Annotated in this window: 14 protein-coding genes; 5 read left to right on the forward strand and 9 right to left on the reverse strand. The window is 67.0% G+C overall.

The window, feature by feature from the left end; genetic code table 11:
• Positions 1 to 31: 31 nt before the first annotated feature.
• The gene (locus J4O73_RS05700; RefSeq protein ID WP_426215419.1) at positions 32 to 1,141 is read right to left on the reverse strand and encodes a type II asparaginase; all 1,110 of its coding nucleotides are present in this window, start codon (positions 1,139 to 1,141) and stop codon (positions 32 to 34) included.
• Between the two features lie 138 nt (positions 1,142 to 1,279).
• Here J4O73_RS05700 and J4O73_RS05705 point away from each other — a divergent pair, with 138 nt between their 5' ends.
• The gene (locus J4O73_RS05705) at positions 1,280 to 1,486 is read left to right on the forward strand and encodes a hypothetical protein (RefSeq protein ID WP_426215421.1); all 207 of its coding nucleotides are present in this window, start codon (positions 1,280 to 1,282) and stop codon (positions 1,484 to 1,486) included.
• Between the two features lie 173 nt (positions 1,487 to 1,659).
• On the opposite strand, the gene J4O73_RS05710 is transcribed toward J4O73_RS05705, so the two are convergent.
• The 4 genes from J4O73_RS05710 to J4O73_RS05725 are packed head-to-tail and all read right to left on the reverse strand — an operon-like array spanning position 1,660 to position 6,490.
• Positions 1,660 to 2,583 (reverse strand): DMT family transporter, encoded by a 924-nt coding sequence (locus J4O73_RS05710; protein ID WP_426215423.1) that lies wholly within the window; start codon positions 2,581 to 2,583, stop codon positions 1,660 to 1,662.
• Between the two features lie 27 nt (positions 2,584 to 2,610).
• Entirely contained in the window at positions 2,611 to 3,876 is a 1,266-nt protein-coding gene (locus J4O73_RS05715; protein WP_426215425.1) for an arsenic transporter, read from the reverse strand.
• 37 nt (positions 3,877 to 3,913) lie between these two features.
• The gene (locus J4O73_RS05720; protein ID WP_426215426.1) at positions 3,914 to 5,170 is read right to left on the reverse strand and encodes a metallophosphoesterase family protein; all 1,257 of its coding nucleotides are present in this window, start codon (positions 5,168 to 5,170) and stop codon (positions 3,914 to 3,916) included.
• 9 nt (positions 5,171 to 5,179) lie between these two features.
• Positions 5,180 to 6,490, reverse strand: a complete 1,311-nt coding sequence (locus J4O73_RS05725; protein WP_426215428.1) for an MFS transporter — start codon at positions 6,488 to 6,490, stop codon at positions 5,180 to 5,182.
• A gap of 266 nt (positions 6,491 to 6,756) precedes the next feature.
• Here J4O73_RS05725 and J4O73_RS05730 point away from each other — a divergent pair, with 266 nt between their 5' ends.
• A complete protein-coding gene (locus tag J4O73_RS05730; RefSeq protein WP_426215430.1) occupies positions 6,757 to 7,080 on the forward strand; it encodes an Hpt domain-containing protein in 324 nt (107 codons plus the stop codon).
• Here J4O73_RS05730 and J4O73_RS05735 read toward each other — a convergent pair.
• From J4O73_RS05735 to J4O73_RS05745, 3 genes are all read right to left on the reverse strand, one after another.
• The gene (locus J4O73_RS05735) at positions 7,077 to 8,336 is read right to left on the reverse strand and encodes a sensor histidine kinase (RefSeq protein WP_426215432.1); all 1,260 of its coding nucleotides are present in this window, start codon (positions 8,334 to 8,336) and stop codon (positions 7,077 to 7,079) included. The two genes, J4O73_RS05730 and J4O73_RS05735, sit on opposite strands and share 4 nt — an antisense overlap.
• A 265-nt stretch (positions 8,337 to 8,601) precedes the next feature.
• Complete coding sequence (locus tag J4O73_RS05740) at positions 8,602 to 10,233, reverse strand: ABC1 kinase family protein (RefSeq protein WP_426215433.1); 1,632 nt, start codon at positions 10,231 to 10,233, stop codon at positions 8,602 to 8,604.
• 131 nt (positions 10,234 to 10,364) lie between these two features.
• Positions 10,365 to 11,570 (reverse strand): aromatic amino acid transaminase, encoded by a 1,206-nt coding sequence (locus J4O73_RS05745; RefSeq protein WP_426215435.1) that lies wholly within the window; start codon positions 11,568 to 11,570, stop codon positions 10,365 to 10,367.
• A gap of 213 nt (positions 11,571 to 11,783) precedes the next feature.
• Here J4O73_RS05745 and J4O73_RS05750 point away from each other — a divergent pair, with 213 nt between their 5' ends.
• From J4O73_RS05750 to J4O73_RS05760, 3 genes are all read left to right on the forward strand, one after another.
• Positions 11,784 to 12,902: a branched-chain amino acid ABC transporter substrate-binding protein gene (locus J4O73_RS05750; protein ID WP_426215437.1), complete on the forward strand. Its 1,119-nt coding sequence runs from the start codon at positions 11,784 to 11,786 to the stop codon at positions 12,900 to 12,902.
• Positions 12,903 to 13,122: 220 nt separating this feature from the next.
• Complete coding sequence (gene infA, locus J4O73_RS05755; protein ID WP_238250273.1) at positions 13,123 to 13,398, forward strand: translation initiation factor IF-1; 276 nt, start codon at positions 13,123 to 13,125, stop codon at positions 13,396 to 13,398.
• Positions 13,373 to 14,365 carry a DMT family transporter gene (locus J4O73_RS05760; protein WP_426215439.1) on the forward strand — a complete coding sequence of 331 codons (993 nt, stop codon included), beginning with the start codon at positions 13,373 to 13,375 and terminating at the stop codon, positions 14,363 to 14,365. Before infA ends, J4O73_RS05760 begins: the two co-directional genes overlap by 26 nt.
• Here J4O73_RS05760 and J4O73_RS05765 read toward each other — a convergent pair.
• A complete protein-coding gene (locus J4O73_RS05765) occupies positions 14,323 to 14,628 on the reverse strand; it encodes a hypothetical protein (RefSeq protein ID WP_378966311.1) in 306 nt (101 codons plus the stop codon). The genes J4O73_RS05760 and J4O73_RS05765 overlap by 43 nt on opposite strands.
• Positions 14,629 to 14,634: the final 6 nt, after the last annotated feature.

Consider the following 14,634-nt stretch of genomic DNA (forward strand, 5'->3'; position numbering starts at 1 on the left):
GGCCCCGCCTCGCGGCGGGGCCGGTCGCTGCTCAGTATTCCCAGAAGATGCGCTGGAGCTCTTTCGTGTCACTCGTCTTGGTGAGCGCCACGGCGGCGAGCAGCCGCGCCTTCTGCGGGTTCAGGTCGTGCGAGACGACCCAATCGTACTTGTCGTCGGGCTGCTCGGCGTTGCGGACCACGAAGCCATCGGGCACGCGGGCCGAGCGAATGATGAGCGTGCCCTTGGAGCGGATGTCCTTGAGCTTGTCCACGAGGTAGTCCGGCACCGAGCCGTTGCCGGTTCCGGCGTGGATGATCGCCTTGGCGCCCGCCGTGACCTCGGCGTCATAGACGGCCGGGATCATGTTGCCCGAGCCGTAGACGATGCCGACCAGCGGCAACGTGTCGATCGTGTCGATGTCGAACTCGGAGTTCGTATTGTGGCGCTTGGCGAGCGTCCGGTAGAAGTAGGTCTTGCCCTCGACCACCATGCCCAGCGGCCCCCACTGGCTGAAGAAGGCGCTCGGCACGACGTTCGTCCGCTTGGTCACGTCGCGACCGCTCTGGATGTAGTCGTTCATCGTGACGGTGACGCCCTTACCGACGGCCTCCTTGCTGGCGGCGACCGTCACCGCGTCGAGGAGATTGAGGGCGCCATCGGCTGACAGCGCGGTCGTGGGGCGCATCGAGCCGACCACCACGATCGGCTTGTCGCTTTTCACCACGAGGTCGAGGAAGAACGAGGTCTCTTCCAGCGTATCGGTGCCGTGGGTGATGACCACACCGTCCACGTCGTCCTGCTTCAGCAGCGCGGAGACCCGCTTGGCGAGCTGAACCAGCTTGTCGTCGGTGAAGCTCTCCGAGGCGATCTGGAAGGCCTGCTCCCCACGAACGTTGGCGACATTGGAGACCTGCGGCACGGCGGCGATGAGCTTGTCCACCGGCACCTTGGCCGCCGCGTAGCTCGCACTGTTCGTGGCGTCGGCGCCCGCGCCTGCGATGGTGCCGCCGGTGGCGAGGATCACAACGTTCGGCTTGCGTGTCTCGGTCGCCGCCTTCGCCTCCGGCATCTCTTTCGCGGCGAGGGGCGCCGCATGGAAACCCAGAGCCAGTGTCAGCGACAGGGCCGCCGACCGAAGGAGGTGATGACGAAGCTGCATGAAGACTCTCCCGCAACGCGCTTTCGCAGTGCGAGGGGATCGTAGCCACAGCTTGGCCGAGGGCAAGCCGTCACGGCTCATCTGGATCACTCTTCAAGCTTAGGCGTTATCAAAGTTATTTGTCCCGCGGAGGTTGAGATGACAAACCTTTCCGAGCTGATGGACGAGTTGCAGCGCAGTGAGGTCGCGCGCGAGGCGATGGCCCATCTCGAAGCGGCCCTGTCACACCGCAGCGACGACGAGCGCGGCGCATTCTGGCGTGCGGTCGATCTCTATTACTTCTCGCGGAAGGCCCCGCCGGAGCCGGTGCTCGCGGCGGATGAGGCGGCTCCGCTCCAGGCCTAGAGCCGTATCCGACCAAGTTGATCTATTCCCTTCAATGGATTCCCGGCCGTCTTTGCGAGCACAGCGACGCAATCCAGGGAGGTTCGCCTTTCTGAAGCGTCCCGCTGCCCTGGATGGCTTCGCTCACGCTCGCAAAGAGGGAGACGCGTGAGCCAACTTGGTCGAAGACGGCTCTAAAAGACCGAAATCAGGACGATCCCCGCCACCATCACGGCCGCGCCGAACAAGCGCGCCGGGCCCGCCTTCACCTGCTTCATCCCGAGCCAGCCGAAATGGTCGAGGGCGACGGAGGTCAGCAGGTTCGCGGTGATGAGCAGGCCGTTGAACGCGCCCGCGCCAACCTTATCCACGAAGAGCAGGCCGCCGAACACGGCCACCGCACCAGTGAGCCCGGCGAGCGGCATCCACCAGCGCACCCCGGCGATGTCCTCGCGCTTCGGTAGCGGGAAGGGGCGCAGCAGGAAGATCAGCGCGAAAACGAACACCACCGGCAGGAACGACACGGTGGCCGCGAGCCAGGGATTCAGCAGGGCGCCGCGCAGCTGGGCGTTCCACACCACGCCGATGGCCATCAGCATGCCCGCCACGATGATGAACGGGTAGAGCAACTTGCCGGTGGTGCTGCTATGCTCGTCCTTGTCCTTCTTGCCGCCCGAGCGGGCGATGAACACGACGCCCACCGCCATCAGCAACCCTCCGAGCCACGGCAGCGGCTTGAAGCCCGCCGCCTGAAGGCCGAACAGGCCGAGCGCATCCATCGCCAGCGAGGTCAGGATGTTGGCCGTGAGGGTCAGTCCGTTGAACGGCCCGGCGCCGACCTTGTCGATGAAGGCGAGCCCGCCGAACACGGCCACCGCCCCCGCGACGCCGCCGAGCGGCGCGTACCACGGCATCTTGCCGAGGGAGTCCAGCGTCGGCAGCGGCGTCGGCATCGTCAGGAACAGCGTCGTGAAGACGAAGACGATCGGCAGGAACGAGACCGTGGCCGCGAGCCATGGGTTGACCAACTTTCCGCGCAGCTGCGCGTTCATGGAATTGCCCAGGGCCTGCAAGGCGCCCGCGACGATGATGAAGGGGTAGAGCAAGCTCTCGATCACGCGGCGCGTTCTCCGGTCTTCGACGGGTCAGAGGTAGAGAAGCGCGGCAAGCGCGAGGATCAGGGCTGGCGGCATCACGAGGATGCCGAGCTTGAGGAACTTCCCGGCCGAGACGTCCTGGCCCTCGCGGCGGATCGCCGTGAGCCAGAGGATCGTCGCGAGCGAACCGGTGACGGACAGGTTCGGCCCGACATCGACGCCGATCAGAATTGCGCCCGCGATCTTCTGCGAAACGTCGGCCGTCTGGACCGCCGCACCCGCGAGCAGGCCGGCGGGCAGGTTGTTCACGAGGTTCGAACCGAACGCGACCGCCGCGCCTCCAGCCCAGGCAGTCGCCATCGGATCGGCGGCGGCATAGGATTTCAGAGTGTCGGCGAGCATCTTAAGCACGCCGGTCTTCTCCAGCGCCTCGACCAGAACGAACAGCCCGGCGACGAGGGGCAGCACGCTCCACGACACGTCCTTGGCCACCTCGACGAAGCCGCCACGCTTGATCGCCAGCACCACGATGGCCGTCGCCAAGCCCGCGATGAAGGTGGGCAAACCAAGCTCGATACCCGCCGCCGAGGCGCCGATCAGCGCCGCGCCGGTGAGGATGATGCCGAGCCCCGCGACCTTCCCGCCGGTCTCCAGCGGCTTGGTCTCCACCTCCGTCTCGATGCTCTGCTTCAGCGCCGCGTTCTGAGTGAGGCGCAGCACGACATAGGTCGTCACGATGGCGAGGAGCGACGGCATAGCGAACAGGCGCAGCCACGTGCCGAGCGGCGGCATGTTCTCGGCGAAGACGACGAGGTTCGCGGGGTTCGAGATCGGCAGCACGAAGCTCGCCGCGTTGGCGATGAATGCGCAGATGAACAGGTAGGGCAGAGGGTTCTCGGCCTTCGCCGCCTTGGTCGCGGCGTAGACGGCCGGGGTCAGCACCACGGCACAGGCGTCGTTCGACAGGAAGACCGTCACCACCGTACCGACGATGTAGACCAGCAGGAATAACCGCGTAGCCGACCCCTTCGCGGCGCGCACGGCGTGACTCGCCAGCCAGTCGAACAGGCCCTCCTTCCGGGCGATCTCGGCGAGCAGCATCATGCCGACGAGGAACAGATAGACGTCCGTGCCTTTCGCGATGCCGTCGAGGGCCGTCTGCCAGGGCAGCAGGCCCAGCACGACAAGCAGGGCGGCGCCGAGCACCGCCCAGATCGCCTCCGGCCAGGAGAATGGGCGAACGATCACGCCGAGCGTCGCCAGGGCAGCGATGCCCCAGGTCGCAAGGTTCGGGCTCAGGGTCAGGGCACCCATCGGGCAGTCGGTCTTTCGGTCAGGAGAAGAAAGTGAGTTACCAGTCGCGCCCGGCGCGGTTCGGGCCGAGCTGATCGCCGCGCACACCCTTTTCGAGCCACGCACCGATGTTACAGGCATCGCTGCCGAGATCGTCGGGGCGGCTCCGAGAGAGCAGGACGGTGGAGGGCGGCTCGATCACGTCGCGGTCGATGTGATCCGGCCCATAGCCCGGCCAGTTCGGGTGGATCGCCTCCACCGCGATGCGGCGCGAGCCGTAGGGCCATTCGACGGCGGCCTCGAAGGCGCCGCCTTCGCTCAAGCGCGTCATCGTCTGCCAGGGCCCGTCATCGACCCGGCAACGGCAGCGGATCTCGGCTGACTCCGACAACACCACGGCTCTCACGATGACGCGTCCGTCATCGGCGGCCCGCAGGGCGTGGGTGGCGAGCCGCCGGTCGGCCGGACAGGTGATGAGCACGAAGGGCGCGTTCCGGTCGAGGGCACGGAAACGCCAGCTCACCTCGCCCTCATCGATGGCGGCAACCGCGTAGCCGACGGAGCCGTCCTCGTTCTGACCGACGGAACGGGCCGCGGCATAGGTGGTGCGCCCGTCATGGCCGAGTTCGTTGTAATGGGTATGGCCCATCTCTACGAGGCGTACGCCTAGACTCCAGAACAGGCCCGCGACCTCCTCCGCTTCCCCCTTCTCGAGATCGTCGGGATAGGTGTGCATGAAGACCGCGCAGGTCTTCGCCTCACTGCGGGCGCGCTGCACCTCGGCCGTGAGCCAGTCGAGCTGCGCCCGGCCGAGGCGGAAATCGAGGCCCTGACCTTTCCGCCCGTAGCCGGCACTGATCATGTCGAGGAACAGGCACCGCACGTCGCCGTAATCGGCGGCGCGATAGAATTGCGGAAGCGTCTCGGCGGGCTCCGCCCCCGGCCCGCTCGGAAGTTGGCGAACGCTGTTCGCGATGGGCGCGTGGCCGGTGAGGCCGATGCGGCCGACGAATTCCCCGAACGCGCTCATGTCGCCGTACTGGCGATCATGATCGCCGGGGATCAGATGGATTGCCCGGGGAGCGTAATCGCGGAGGATCTCCTCGATGAGTTCGTATTCCCCGGCCGTGCCGTTCTCGGCGATGTCGCCCGGCAGGTACACGAAGTCGGCCGCATCCTCGCCGAAGCGTGCGATCTGCTGGAAGATCGCGACGAGATCCTGGTGGTGGCGGGCATCCCGCACGGTGAGGTGCTGGTCGCCGACATGGACGAAGACGAAGGGCCGGTCCGGCCCTTTCCGGGGTGAAGTGCTCATGGGACGAGTTCAGGCGGCTGCGACGGCGCGGGGCAGGCCGCTGTCGGCAGCCTCGGGTGCGAAGTCTCGCGTTTCCGGCATGAGGGCGAGGTAGAGGGCGAAGCCGACGCCAGCGATGGCCGCGAGGCACAGGAAGGCCGCCGAATATCCGGCCGAGACGATGATGACGCCCGCGAGGGTGGCGCTGAGCGAGGCACCGATGCCCTGGGCCGTCGCGACGGCGCCTTGGGCGGCGTTGAAGCGACCGCCGCCCCGGGTCAGGTCCGCGACCACGATGGGGAACAGGGCGCCGAAGATGCCCGCGCCGATCCCGTCAAGAAGCTGCACGCCGACCAGCCAGAACGGATTGTCCGAGAAGGTGTAGAGAACGCCGCGGATCGCCAGGATGCCGAAGGCGACGAGGAAGATCGGCTTGCGGCCGATGACGTCGGCCTTGGCGCCGACGAAGATCGCTGTCGGCACCATCACGCATTGCGCGGCGACGATGCAGATCGCGATCAGCGAGGTCGCGTGATCCTTGCCCGAGATATGGGTGAGCAACTGCCCCACCGAGGTCAGCATCGCCGCGTTCGAGAGGTGGAAGATCGCGCAGAGCACGGCGAAGAGCAGCAGGCCCTTGCTCTTGAACAAGGTCTTGATGCTCGACGGTTCTTCCTCGTTCTTGGCCTCTGTCGAGGTCATCCCGCGCGCGAGATCGTCGTCGATCTCCTCGGCGGGCACCATCAGCATTGCGCCGATGGAGAGGGCAGCCAGGATGCCCATGAGCCAGAACACGACCACCGGCCCGAAGAAGTAGGCCAACGCGCCCGCCGCCGCGGCCGAGGTGGCGTTGCCGGCGTGGTTGAAGCCCTCATTCCGGCCGATGCGCTTGGAGAACATCTTGGGCCCGACGAGGCCAAGCGTGATCGCCGCGAGCGCAGGCGGGAAGATCGTGCCCGCCACATGGGCGAAGGATTGGGTGGCCGTGACCACGTAGAAGTTCGAGACGAAGGGCAGGACGAGACAGCTCGCCGTGACGGCGATGGCCGCGCCGATCACGACCGCACGTTTATGGTTGGTCTTGTCGATGAAGGCTCCGGCAGGCGTCTGCGCCACGAGGCCGAGGATGCCGGCGATGGTCATGACAAGGCCGGTCGTCGCCTCGTTCCAGCCCTGGTCGGGGCCGCGCACGGCGATCAGGTAGATCGCGAGATAGGGCCCGAGCCCGTCGCGCACGTCGGCAAGAAAGAAATTGAGCGCGTCGAGACCGCGCAAAGCCTTGGAGGATGGCGTCTTCACGCTCCCGGAATCGGCCCCGTTCGCCGCCGCAGACCGATCCATGCTTTGCCCCCCGAAGTCCGCCCCCGCGAACCAAGCGGGGGCATAGCGCGCGGAGTTGACGCGAGTTCCGTCTTTCCGATCACAACTTCGTTTAATACCCTCCGGAAAAGGAGCTTTTAGCAGCATTCGGCTGCGAGGCTCTCAAGAGCCATCTTCGCCGGGGCGACACGATGCCCGCGCCGGGGGGACTTGGAGTGAACCGGGTGCCGAGGCATCCTCTCGTGAGATCCAGACTCGCCGTTTCCCAAGAGGACGTGCCCTTGTCGATGCCCGCCCTTGTCAATCCGAGCACGCTTAGCGAACTCGGCGACGTCATCGGGCGCGAGCGTCTACACAGCTTGATCGACCGGTTCACCGAGGCTTTGGCTGAGGCCTTCTCTCAGGACGATCGCCCGGCGGCGGAGATCGGGCGCGAGGCGCACAAGCTGGTCTCGATGTCCGGGATGCTCGGATGCGATGCGCTCAGTGCCGCCTGCCGCGCTCTGGAGCAGCATGCCGTGACGGGAGCCGATATCAGGGCGCCCTTGGAAGAAGCGCGCCGGTTGCGGGACGGCACGATCGGCGCCCTCGCGCGACAATCCCCCGTCTAAACAGGCCGCTGTGAGGCCTGCATCTCGGCGGCGACGGGCGGCAGAGGGCATTCAAAGGTCAATTGAGCGCCCGATTTGGGGTAGGCGAGCTTCACCGAGCCACCGAAGCTATGGGCGAGGCTGCGGGCAATGAGCCGCGTACCGAAGCCGGTGCGGGTCGGCGGCGAGACCGGTGGCCCGTCGATCTCCTCCCAGCGGAAACACAGTATCGGATCGGACACGCCGTCGATCACGCGCCATGTCACGGCGACATGCCCGGAGGGGGTCGAAAGCGAGCCATACTTGGTGGCGTTGGTTCCGAGCTCGTGCAGCATGAGCGCGAGCGTCATACCCTGATGCGCGTTGAGGGTGACGTCCGGCCCTTCGACCCGGAACCGGCCCGGCACGCCGTCTCCATGCAGGGAGACGGTCGTGGCCACCAGAGCTGAAAGGGATGCGCTGGCGAATGAGCCCTGAACCAGCACGTCATGCGCCTGCGCCAGCGCGAGGAGACGCGCCGAGAGGGATTCCGAAGCCGCGTCGATGGACGTGGCGTTGCGCAGGGTCTGCGCCGCCACCGCCTGAACGAGAGCCAAGGTGTTCTTCATGCGGTGAGCCAGTTCCTGCATCAGCAGGGTCTGCCGCGCCTCGGTGTCCTTCAACTCGGTGATGTCGCGTGCGACGGCCAGAATGCGCTCGGGCCGCTCGTCAGCACCGTGGACCGGCGTCACCGCGATGTCCCACCATGTCACCACATCGCGCACGTCCAGTTCCGCCTGGAAACGGTTCGCCCGGCCGAGCTTGGCCGAGTGTAAAGCCGTCAGCACGGCGGCGCGGCTATCCGGGCAAATCCAGAAGTCCACCCAGAACCGGCCCAACGCGCCGGCTGCGCTGACCGTGCCGAGGATCGAGGGACCGTTCTCGCTCAGGGTGATCAGCCGCCCGTCGAGGTCGAGCACCGCCACGAAGTCGTTCGTGGTCCAGAGCAGGCGACGATTGAACTCCTCGCTCGCCTGAAGCTGAATGTTCAATTCCTCGGCACTCGCGAGGCGGGCCGCGCCGTCCTCGAGATCACGCCGCCACAAGGCCGTGCTGCGTTCGACTTCCGCACGCTCGCTCTCGACGATGCGATCGAGCCGGGCGTTCCGGCGCATCTCGCTGTCGACGAGTTCCGTGGCCTGACTCAATAGGCGGCGGAGCTGTGCGTTCTCGGCTTCAAGGCTGTTGATCCGGTCGGCGACCGGATCGTCTTCCTTCAGCGCAACAAGCAGACTCATGGCAGCGCCCCCGCAGGCTCGTGCAGTGGTCCCGCCTCAGGGACATGACTCGAGCCATGACCCGCCGAAGGCGAGGCTGCGACGGTCAGGTCGAGGCGGGACGATGGCGGCGGATCAACCCGCTTCTCAACCATCGCCCCCACCCGCATCCGCGCGATTCGAAGGGTGAGGAATCGTAGCATTCGGCAGCGTGGCCGCAAGCGAAGACTATCAAACCACCTTGCGGCAAAACGACGAAACCCAGGATCTGTATTTGTATACCAGTTTACCGATTGCGCATTAAAAGTACCAACCAACCGATCCCGAGCACAAAAATGACGAGGCCGATCGAGACGAAGACCGGCGTCCCGAGATCGATCAATCGCGGCGCGAGCTGCGTCGCGAAGGCGGCGACCACGAGGGCGACGGCGACCCGGGCGGCGGCCCGCTCGATGCCCCGCGTGACCTTCTCGAGACCCTTGATCTCGATCTCCACCGTCACGCGGCCCTGCTTCAGCCGCACCAGCATCAGGTGGATGAGCGTCGGCAGTTCGGAGGCCGCGCCGTAAAGGCCCGCGCCCAGGGCTTCAGCCTTCTGCTTCAGGCCGTCGAGGGAGAATTGCGAGCGCATGCTCGCCCGCACGGTCGGCGCGGCGGCCGCGAACAGGTCGAAATTCGGATCGAGGTGGCGCATCACGCCGTCCGCCGTCACCAGGCCCTTGAACAGGATGGCGAGATCGGTCGGCATCGCGAGGTCGTTTTCGCGCGCCATGTTCATGAAGTCGGTGAGAACGAGCCCGAGGTTCAGCGGAATCGTGGAATGGCTCTCCACGAAGGCCTGGGCCGAAACCTGTAGCTTCGTCAGGTCCGGGTTGCTCGCGCCGGTCCAGTCCAGCAGCACGGCCATCAAGCCGTCCGCGTCCTGCTTCAGCATGGCGCCGATCAGGACCAGCAACTGGTTGCGCCGCCGCTGCGACAGGCGGCCGATGATGCCGAAATCGATGAAGCCGATTCGGTTGCCCGGCATGGCGAGCATGTTGCCGGGGTGTGGATCGGCGTGGAATTGCCCCTCGATCAGGGCCATCTGCAGGAAGGCGTCGGTGCCCTTCTGAGCGAGCATCTTCTTGTCGATACCCGCCGCTTCGAGCGCCGCCTCGTCATTCGGCGGAATGCCGTTGATGAAATCCTGCACCAGCACGCGCTCGGAGCAGTATTCCCAGTGAATCTTCGGGAAGACGATGTCATCCCGGCCTTCGAAGATCTGTGCCAGCTGCTCGCAATTGCGAGCTTCGTTCAGCAGGTCGAGTTCGCCGTTCAGACCATCGGCGAGATGGCGCATCTGCTCGCGCGGCTGGTAGCGGGCCATGTCCGGCCACTCGGCCTCGACGATGCGGGCGCCGTGGGCCATCAGGCGCAGATCGGCTTCGATGATCTTGCGCAGGTTCGGACGCACGACCTTGACGATCACGTCCTCGCCGGTGTGCAGCCGCGCGCGGTAGACCTGAGCGATCGAGGCCGAGGCCAGGGGCTCGGTGTTGAATTCGGCGAATATCTCCGTCGCCGGTCCGCCGAGATCCTGTTCGAGCTGGTCGCGGATCTGCTCCCACGGCACGGGCGGCACTTGGCTGTGCAGCTTCTGCAATTCCTCCGTCCAAGCCGGCGACAGCAGGTCGGGACGGCTCGCGAGGATCTGACCGAATTTGATGAAGGTGGGGCCCAGAGCCTCGATGGCCCGGCGCATCCGCTCCGGCTCGGACAGGCGCGTGACGTCGACACGAGGCTGGCGGCGCGGCAGCAACGGCAGGGCGCGCAGACCCAGCCGATCCACGACGCGGGTCACGCCGAACCCGATCAGGATCGAGGCAATCTCCGACAGCCGCTGGCGGTCGCGTGCGGCAACGAAGGCGGTTTTGAGCATGGGGCTGGCGGGGATCCGTCGAAATGGGCCTCACGGCAGCCCGATATTAAGGACTTTTTTGGGACCTACTTACGCATCTGGCCAATAGAAGGGGGCGAGCGCCGCTCTGTCGCGGCGCCCGCCGGGCATCGTCAGCCCTTCACGGCGGCGTCGATGGCATCGACCACGCGGTCGATGTTGTGGGTGTTGATGGCCGCGACACAGACACGACCGGTCTCGAGGGCATAGACCTCGTGCTGATCACGCAGGCGCACGGCCTCGTCCGGCGTCAGGCCGGTGTACGAGAACATGCCCTTCTGCACCTTGATCGCCTCGAAACCCCGGTCGGGATGACGCTGGTGCAGGCTGTCGGCCATGCGCACCCGCATCTCTTGAATGCGCTCGCGCATCTGGCCCAACTCCTTCTCCCAATCGGCCCGAAGCGCCTTGTCGGTCAGGACGATCTCGACGATGGCCGCGCCGTGAGTGATCGGGTTGGAGTAGCTCCAGCGCACCAGGCGCTTGGCCAGGGCCTCGACCTTGGCGCGCATGGCCGGGTCGGCCGCCACGATCGTCAGCGCGCCGACGCGCTCGCCGTAGAGCGAGAACGACTTCGAGAAGGACGAGGCGACGAAGAATTCCTGCCCCGACTGGGCGAACAGGCGCACCGGCTCGGCATCGGCGTCGAGGTCGATGCCGAAGCCCTGGTAGGCGATGTCGAGGAAGGGCACGAGGCCGCGCTGCTGCATCAGCGGCACGAGGTCCGCCCATTCCTCGGCGGTCAGGTCGGCGCCGGTCGGGTTGTGGCAGCAGGCGTGAAGCACCACGATCGAGCCGGTGGGCAGCGACTCGAGGGCGGCGCGCATGGCCGGATAGTCGGCGCCGCCCGTCTCGGCGTTGAAATAGGGATACTCGGTCACCGTGAAGCCGGCCTGAGTGAACAGGGCGCGGTGGTTCTCCCAAGTGGGGTCGCTCACGGCGACGGTGGCGCCGGGCTTCAACTTGGCGAGCACGTCGGCACCGATCTTCAGGGCGCCCGTCCCGCCGACACTCTGAAGCGTCGCGGCGCGATTCTCGGTCAGGATTTTCGCGCCGTCACCGAACAGCAGCGCCTGCACCGCGTCGCGGAACGGCTTCGTTCCCTCGATCGGCCGGTAGGTCTTCGGCAGGGCCTTGTCGATCCAGCGCTTCTCGGCCTCCTGCACCGCCCGCAGGCGCGGCACCTTGCCGTCCGCGTCGGTGTAGACGCCGATGGCGAGGTTCAGCTTGCCCGGGCGGGTATCGGCATTGAACGCCTCGAACAGGCGCATGATGGGGTCGAGCGGCGCATCCTGGATGCCGGCAAACAGCGAGGTCATTGTTGATGTGTCCCGAAACGGCTGGGGCGACCCGCCGGGGACGATGTTTCGCCGCCGCGGCACTGCGGGCCGGAGGCCTTATCGCGCAGAATGCGAATAATCGCGACCCTGCCTGAACGCAGGGCAGATCGAAAAACCGCGATCCCCTCGCCGGGCGGTCATCGGCCGGACTATACTCGTCTGAGCTGCAGCCCCCCGAGGCCGTCCCGGACCATGAGAGCCTTTGTCCTGGCCCTGTGCCTCCTCGGCGCGATTCCCGTTTCCGCTCTTGCCCAGATGGTGCGGATCGGCTTGTCCGCTCCGCTCACAGGGCCCGATTCCGCGTTCGGACAGGGGCTGCGCCTCGGGGCGGAACAGGCGGTCGCCGATCTCAACCGCTCCGGGGGCCGCCGCTTCGCCCTGGTCGTCGCGGACGATGGAGGGGATCCGCGCCAAGCCGCCGCCGTGGCGGCGCGGTTCGCGGGAGACGAGATCGGCCTCGTCGTCGGGCCGTTCGAATCGGCAGCGGTGGCAAAGGCCGCGCCCGTCTACGAACGGGCCGGGACTGTGCTGGTCGCGCCGGGCGTGACCTATGGGCCGCTGACCGGCCGCGGCCTCTGGAACCTGTTTCGCCTCGGTTCGAGCGATCCGCAGCAGGGCAGGGCCGGCGCCGATTATCTCGCTCGGGCCTTCGCCGGTCGGCCCATCGCGATTCTCAATGACCGGACTACGTTCGGACGTGGCCTTGCCGACGCGGTGGCGTCACGCCTCCACGACCTCGGCCAGCACGAGGCCGCCTTCGAAGGGGTCGAGCGCGGCACCCGCGATTTCGGCCCGCTGATGCGGCGCCTCGCGGCGGCGAAGGTTGCGGCCGTCTATTACGGCGGTCAGGCGACCGATGCCGCTGCTCTGGTCAAGGCGATGCGCGACTCGCGTTTCACCGCGACCTTCGTGGCGAGTGACGGCATCCTCGGATCGGCCTTTGCCGCCAGCGGTGCGGCCGGGGAGGGGACAGTGATGACCTTGCCGCCCGACGTCCCTCGCCTCGCCGATTTGCGCATCGGCAAGGCGATCGCGCGCACGCCGGAGGCGGATTCGGTGGCGGCCAGCGCCTACGCCGCCGTACAGGCGCTGGCCCAGGCCCTCGATCGGGGGCAGGCGGTCGGCCCCAAGGGCAAGGTGGATGGGCGCAAGGTGGCGGAGGCGATGCGGGCAGGGCCGGTCAAGACGATCCTCGGCACCCTGGCGTTCGACGGACGGGGCGACCAGACGAGCGCCCCGGTGGCCCTCAAGGTCTGGCACAGGACACCGGACGGACGGCTCGACTATGCCGGGCAGGAGCCCCCGACCTGACGTGAAACCGGGGGAACGGGTTGTATTGCGGCACCGGGAGCACCCGTGCCGACTTGCGGCGCTGTTCCTTGGCGACTAAATCCGTGCTTCGCCGCCGGGCAGAAGTGATCCCCCCTTTCGGATCGGACCGTCGCGCTCTGGCGTTTTCAAGACGACACGGGTTGTCGAACGCTGTTTTGCCGGAACGCCTGCTGCCGGACGGTCCGACTGGAGAAGGTGTATGGCCAAAGAAGAGTTGATGCAGTTCGATGGTCTCGTGATCGAGATCCTTCCCGATGCCCGCTACCGCGTGCAGCTGGACCAGGGCCACGAGATCGTGGCCTACACCGCGGGCAAGATGAAGAAGAACCGCATCAAGACCCTGGCCGGTGACCGGGTGACCGTCGAAATGTCGCCCTACGATCTGGAGAAGGGCCGCCTCGTGTTCCGCCACAAGGACGAGCGCGCCTCCGGCCCGCGTCCGCCGGTGCGTGGCGGTCAGTTCCGTCGCCGCTGAGGTGAACAAGCCGGGCGGCGGAGCCGCCGCGGCTTACCCCCTCCTGACCCTGACCGCTCTCCTCTGGGCCGGCAATGCCGTCACCAGCCGGTGGGCGCCGGGCCATGTTTCGCCGCAGGCGATTACGACGCTGCGCTGGCTCATTGCCTGCGCAGTGTTTCTTCCCTTCGCCGCGCCGCGCATCCTTGCCGAGTGGCCGGTGTTGCGCCGTCACTGGCTCCGCATCCTTCTCATGGGCGGGCTCGGCTACACGGCTTTCAACTGCCTGTTCTACGCGGCGGGGACCCATACCGGCGCAGTGAACCTCGCCCTGTTCCAGGGCTCCATTCCGGTCATGGTCATCCTCGCCAACCGCATCGCCTATGGCGTTCCGGTCGGAGCGGGGCAGGCGGTCGGGGTGGTGCTCACCCTCGCCGGTGCCGCGATGGCCGCAAGCCATGGCGACCTGTCGGTGTTCACCGATCTCGCCTTCAACCGGGGCGATGTGCTCGTGTTCGGGGCCTGCCTGCTCTACGCCGGTTACACGGTGGTGTTGCCGATGCGGCCGAAGGTGTCGGCGCTCGGCTTCTTCGGCGCGATGGCGATCGCCGCCCTCCTCACATCCCTGCCGCCGCTCGCGGTGGAATGGGCTTCGGGCCACACCGTTTGGCCGAGCCACGAGGGCTGGGTGATGGTGGCCTTCGTCGGCCTCGGGCCGTCGCTGCTCTCGCAGCTCTGCTTCATGCGCGGGGTGGAGTTGATCGGCCCCAACCGCGCGGGCCTGTTCGTGAATCTCGTCCCGATCTTCGGGGCGGGGCTCGCCGTGCTGTTGATCGGCGAACCCTTCGGGCCGGTCCAGGCGGCGGCCTTGGCGTTGGTGCTCGGCGGGATCGCCTGCGCCGAACGGTTCAAGCCGCCGCCGCAGGCTCCCGCCGAAGCATCGGATTACTCGCAGACGCGCACGCGCCGGAAGATCACGTCGCCGTAGCCATCGACATAGCGGCGGCGCTCGAAGTGGCAGACCGGGCCGTAATCTTCCTCGACGTAGACCGGAGCCGGGGCCCGGTAGACGGGACGGCCGGGGTAGTAGCCATTGTTGGCCGAACCGGCGATGGCGCTACCGACGGCGAGACCGCCGATGGCACCGAGAGCTGCGGCGCCTGCCGGGCCGATTCCGTCACGCGCCTGGGCGGCGGGAGCGAGGGAGATGACGCCGCTCAAGAGCACGGCGGTCGCGAAGGTCGTCCGCATATCCGT

This window comes from Methylobacterium sp. NFXW15 (assembly GCF_049887755.1).
Taxonomy (GTDB): Bacteria; Pseudomonadota; Alphaproteobacteria; order Rhizobiales; family Beijerinckiaceae; genus Methylobacterium.

What these genes read in the sequence shown, in the direction of transcription:
- J4O73_RS05730 (WP_426215430.1), top strand. Translation starts at nt 6,757, where the DNA reads ATGCCCGCCCTTGTCAATCCGAGCACGCTTAGCGAACTCGGCGACGTC.
- J4O73_RS05725 (WP_426215428.1), bottom strand. Translation starts at nt 6,490, where the DNA reads ATGGATCGGTCTGCGGCGGCGAACGGGGCCGATTCCGGGAGCGTGAAG.
- J4O73_RS05765 (WP_378966311.1), bottom strand. Translation starts at nt 14,628, where the DNA reads ATGCGGACGACCTTCGCGACCGCCGTGCTCTTGAGCGGCGTCATCTCC.
- J4O73_RS05750 (WP_426215437.1), top strand. Translation starts at nt 11,784, where the DNA reads ATGAGAGCCTTTGTCCTGGCCCTGTGCCTCCTCGGCGCGATTCCCGTT.
- J4O73_RS05745 (WP_426215435.1), bottom strand. Translation starts at nt 11,570, where the DNA reads ATGACCTCGCTGTTTGCCGGCATCCAGGATGCGCCGCTCGACCCCATC.
- J4O73_RS05740 (WP_426215433.1), bottom strand. Translation starts at nt 10,233, where the DNA reads ATGCTCAAAACCGCCTTCGTTGCCGCACGCGACCGCCAGCGGCTGTCG.
- J4O73_RS05720 (WP_426215426.1), bottom strand. Translation starts at nt 5,170, where the DNA reads ATGAGCACTTCACCCCGGAAAGGGCCGGACCGGCCCTTCGTCTTCGTC.
- J4O73_RS05700 (WP_426215419.1), bottom strand. Translation starts at nt 1,141, where the DNA reads ATGCAGCTTCGTCATCACCTCCTTCGGTCGGCGGCCCTGTCGCTGACA.
- J4O73_RS05705 (WP_426215421.1), top strand. Translation starts at nt 1,280, where the DNA reads ATGACAAACCTTTCCGAGCTGATGGACGAGTTGCAGCGCAGTGAGGTC.
- J4O73_RS05715 (WP_426215425.1), bottom strand. Translation starts at nt 3,876, where the DNA reads ATGGGTGCCCTGACCCTGAGCCCGAACCTTGCGACCTGGGGCATCGCT.
- J4O73_RS05735 (WP_426215432.1), bottom strand. Translation starts at nt 8,336, where the DNA reads ATGAGTCTGCTTGTTGCGCTGAAGGAAGACGATCCGGTCGCCGACCGG.
- infA (WP_238250273.1), top strand. Translation starts at nt 13,123, where the DNA reads ATGGCCAAAGAAGAGTTGATGCAGTTCGATGGTCTCGTGATCGAGATC.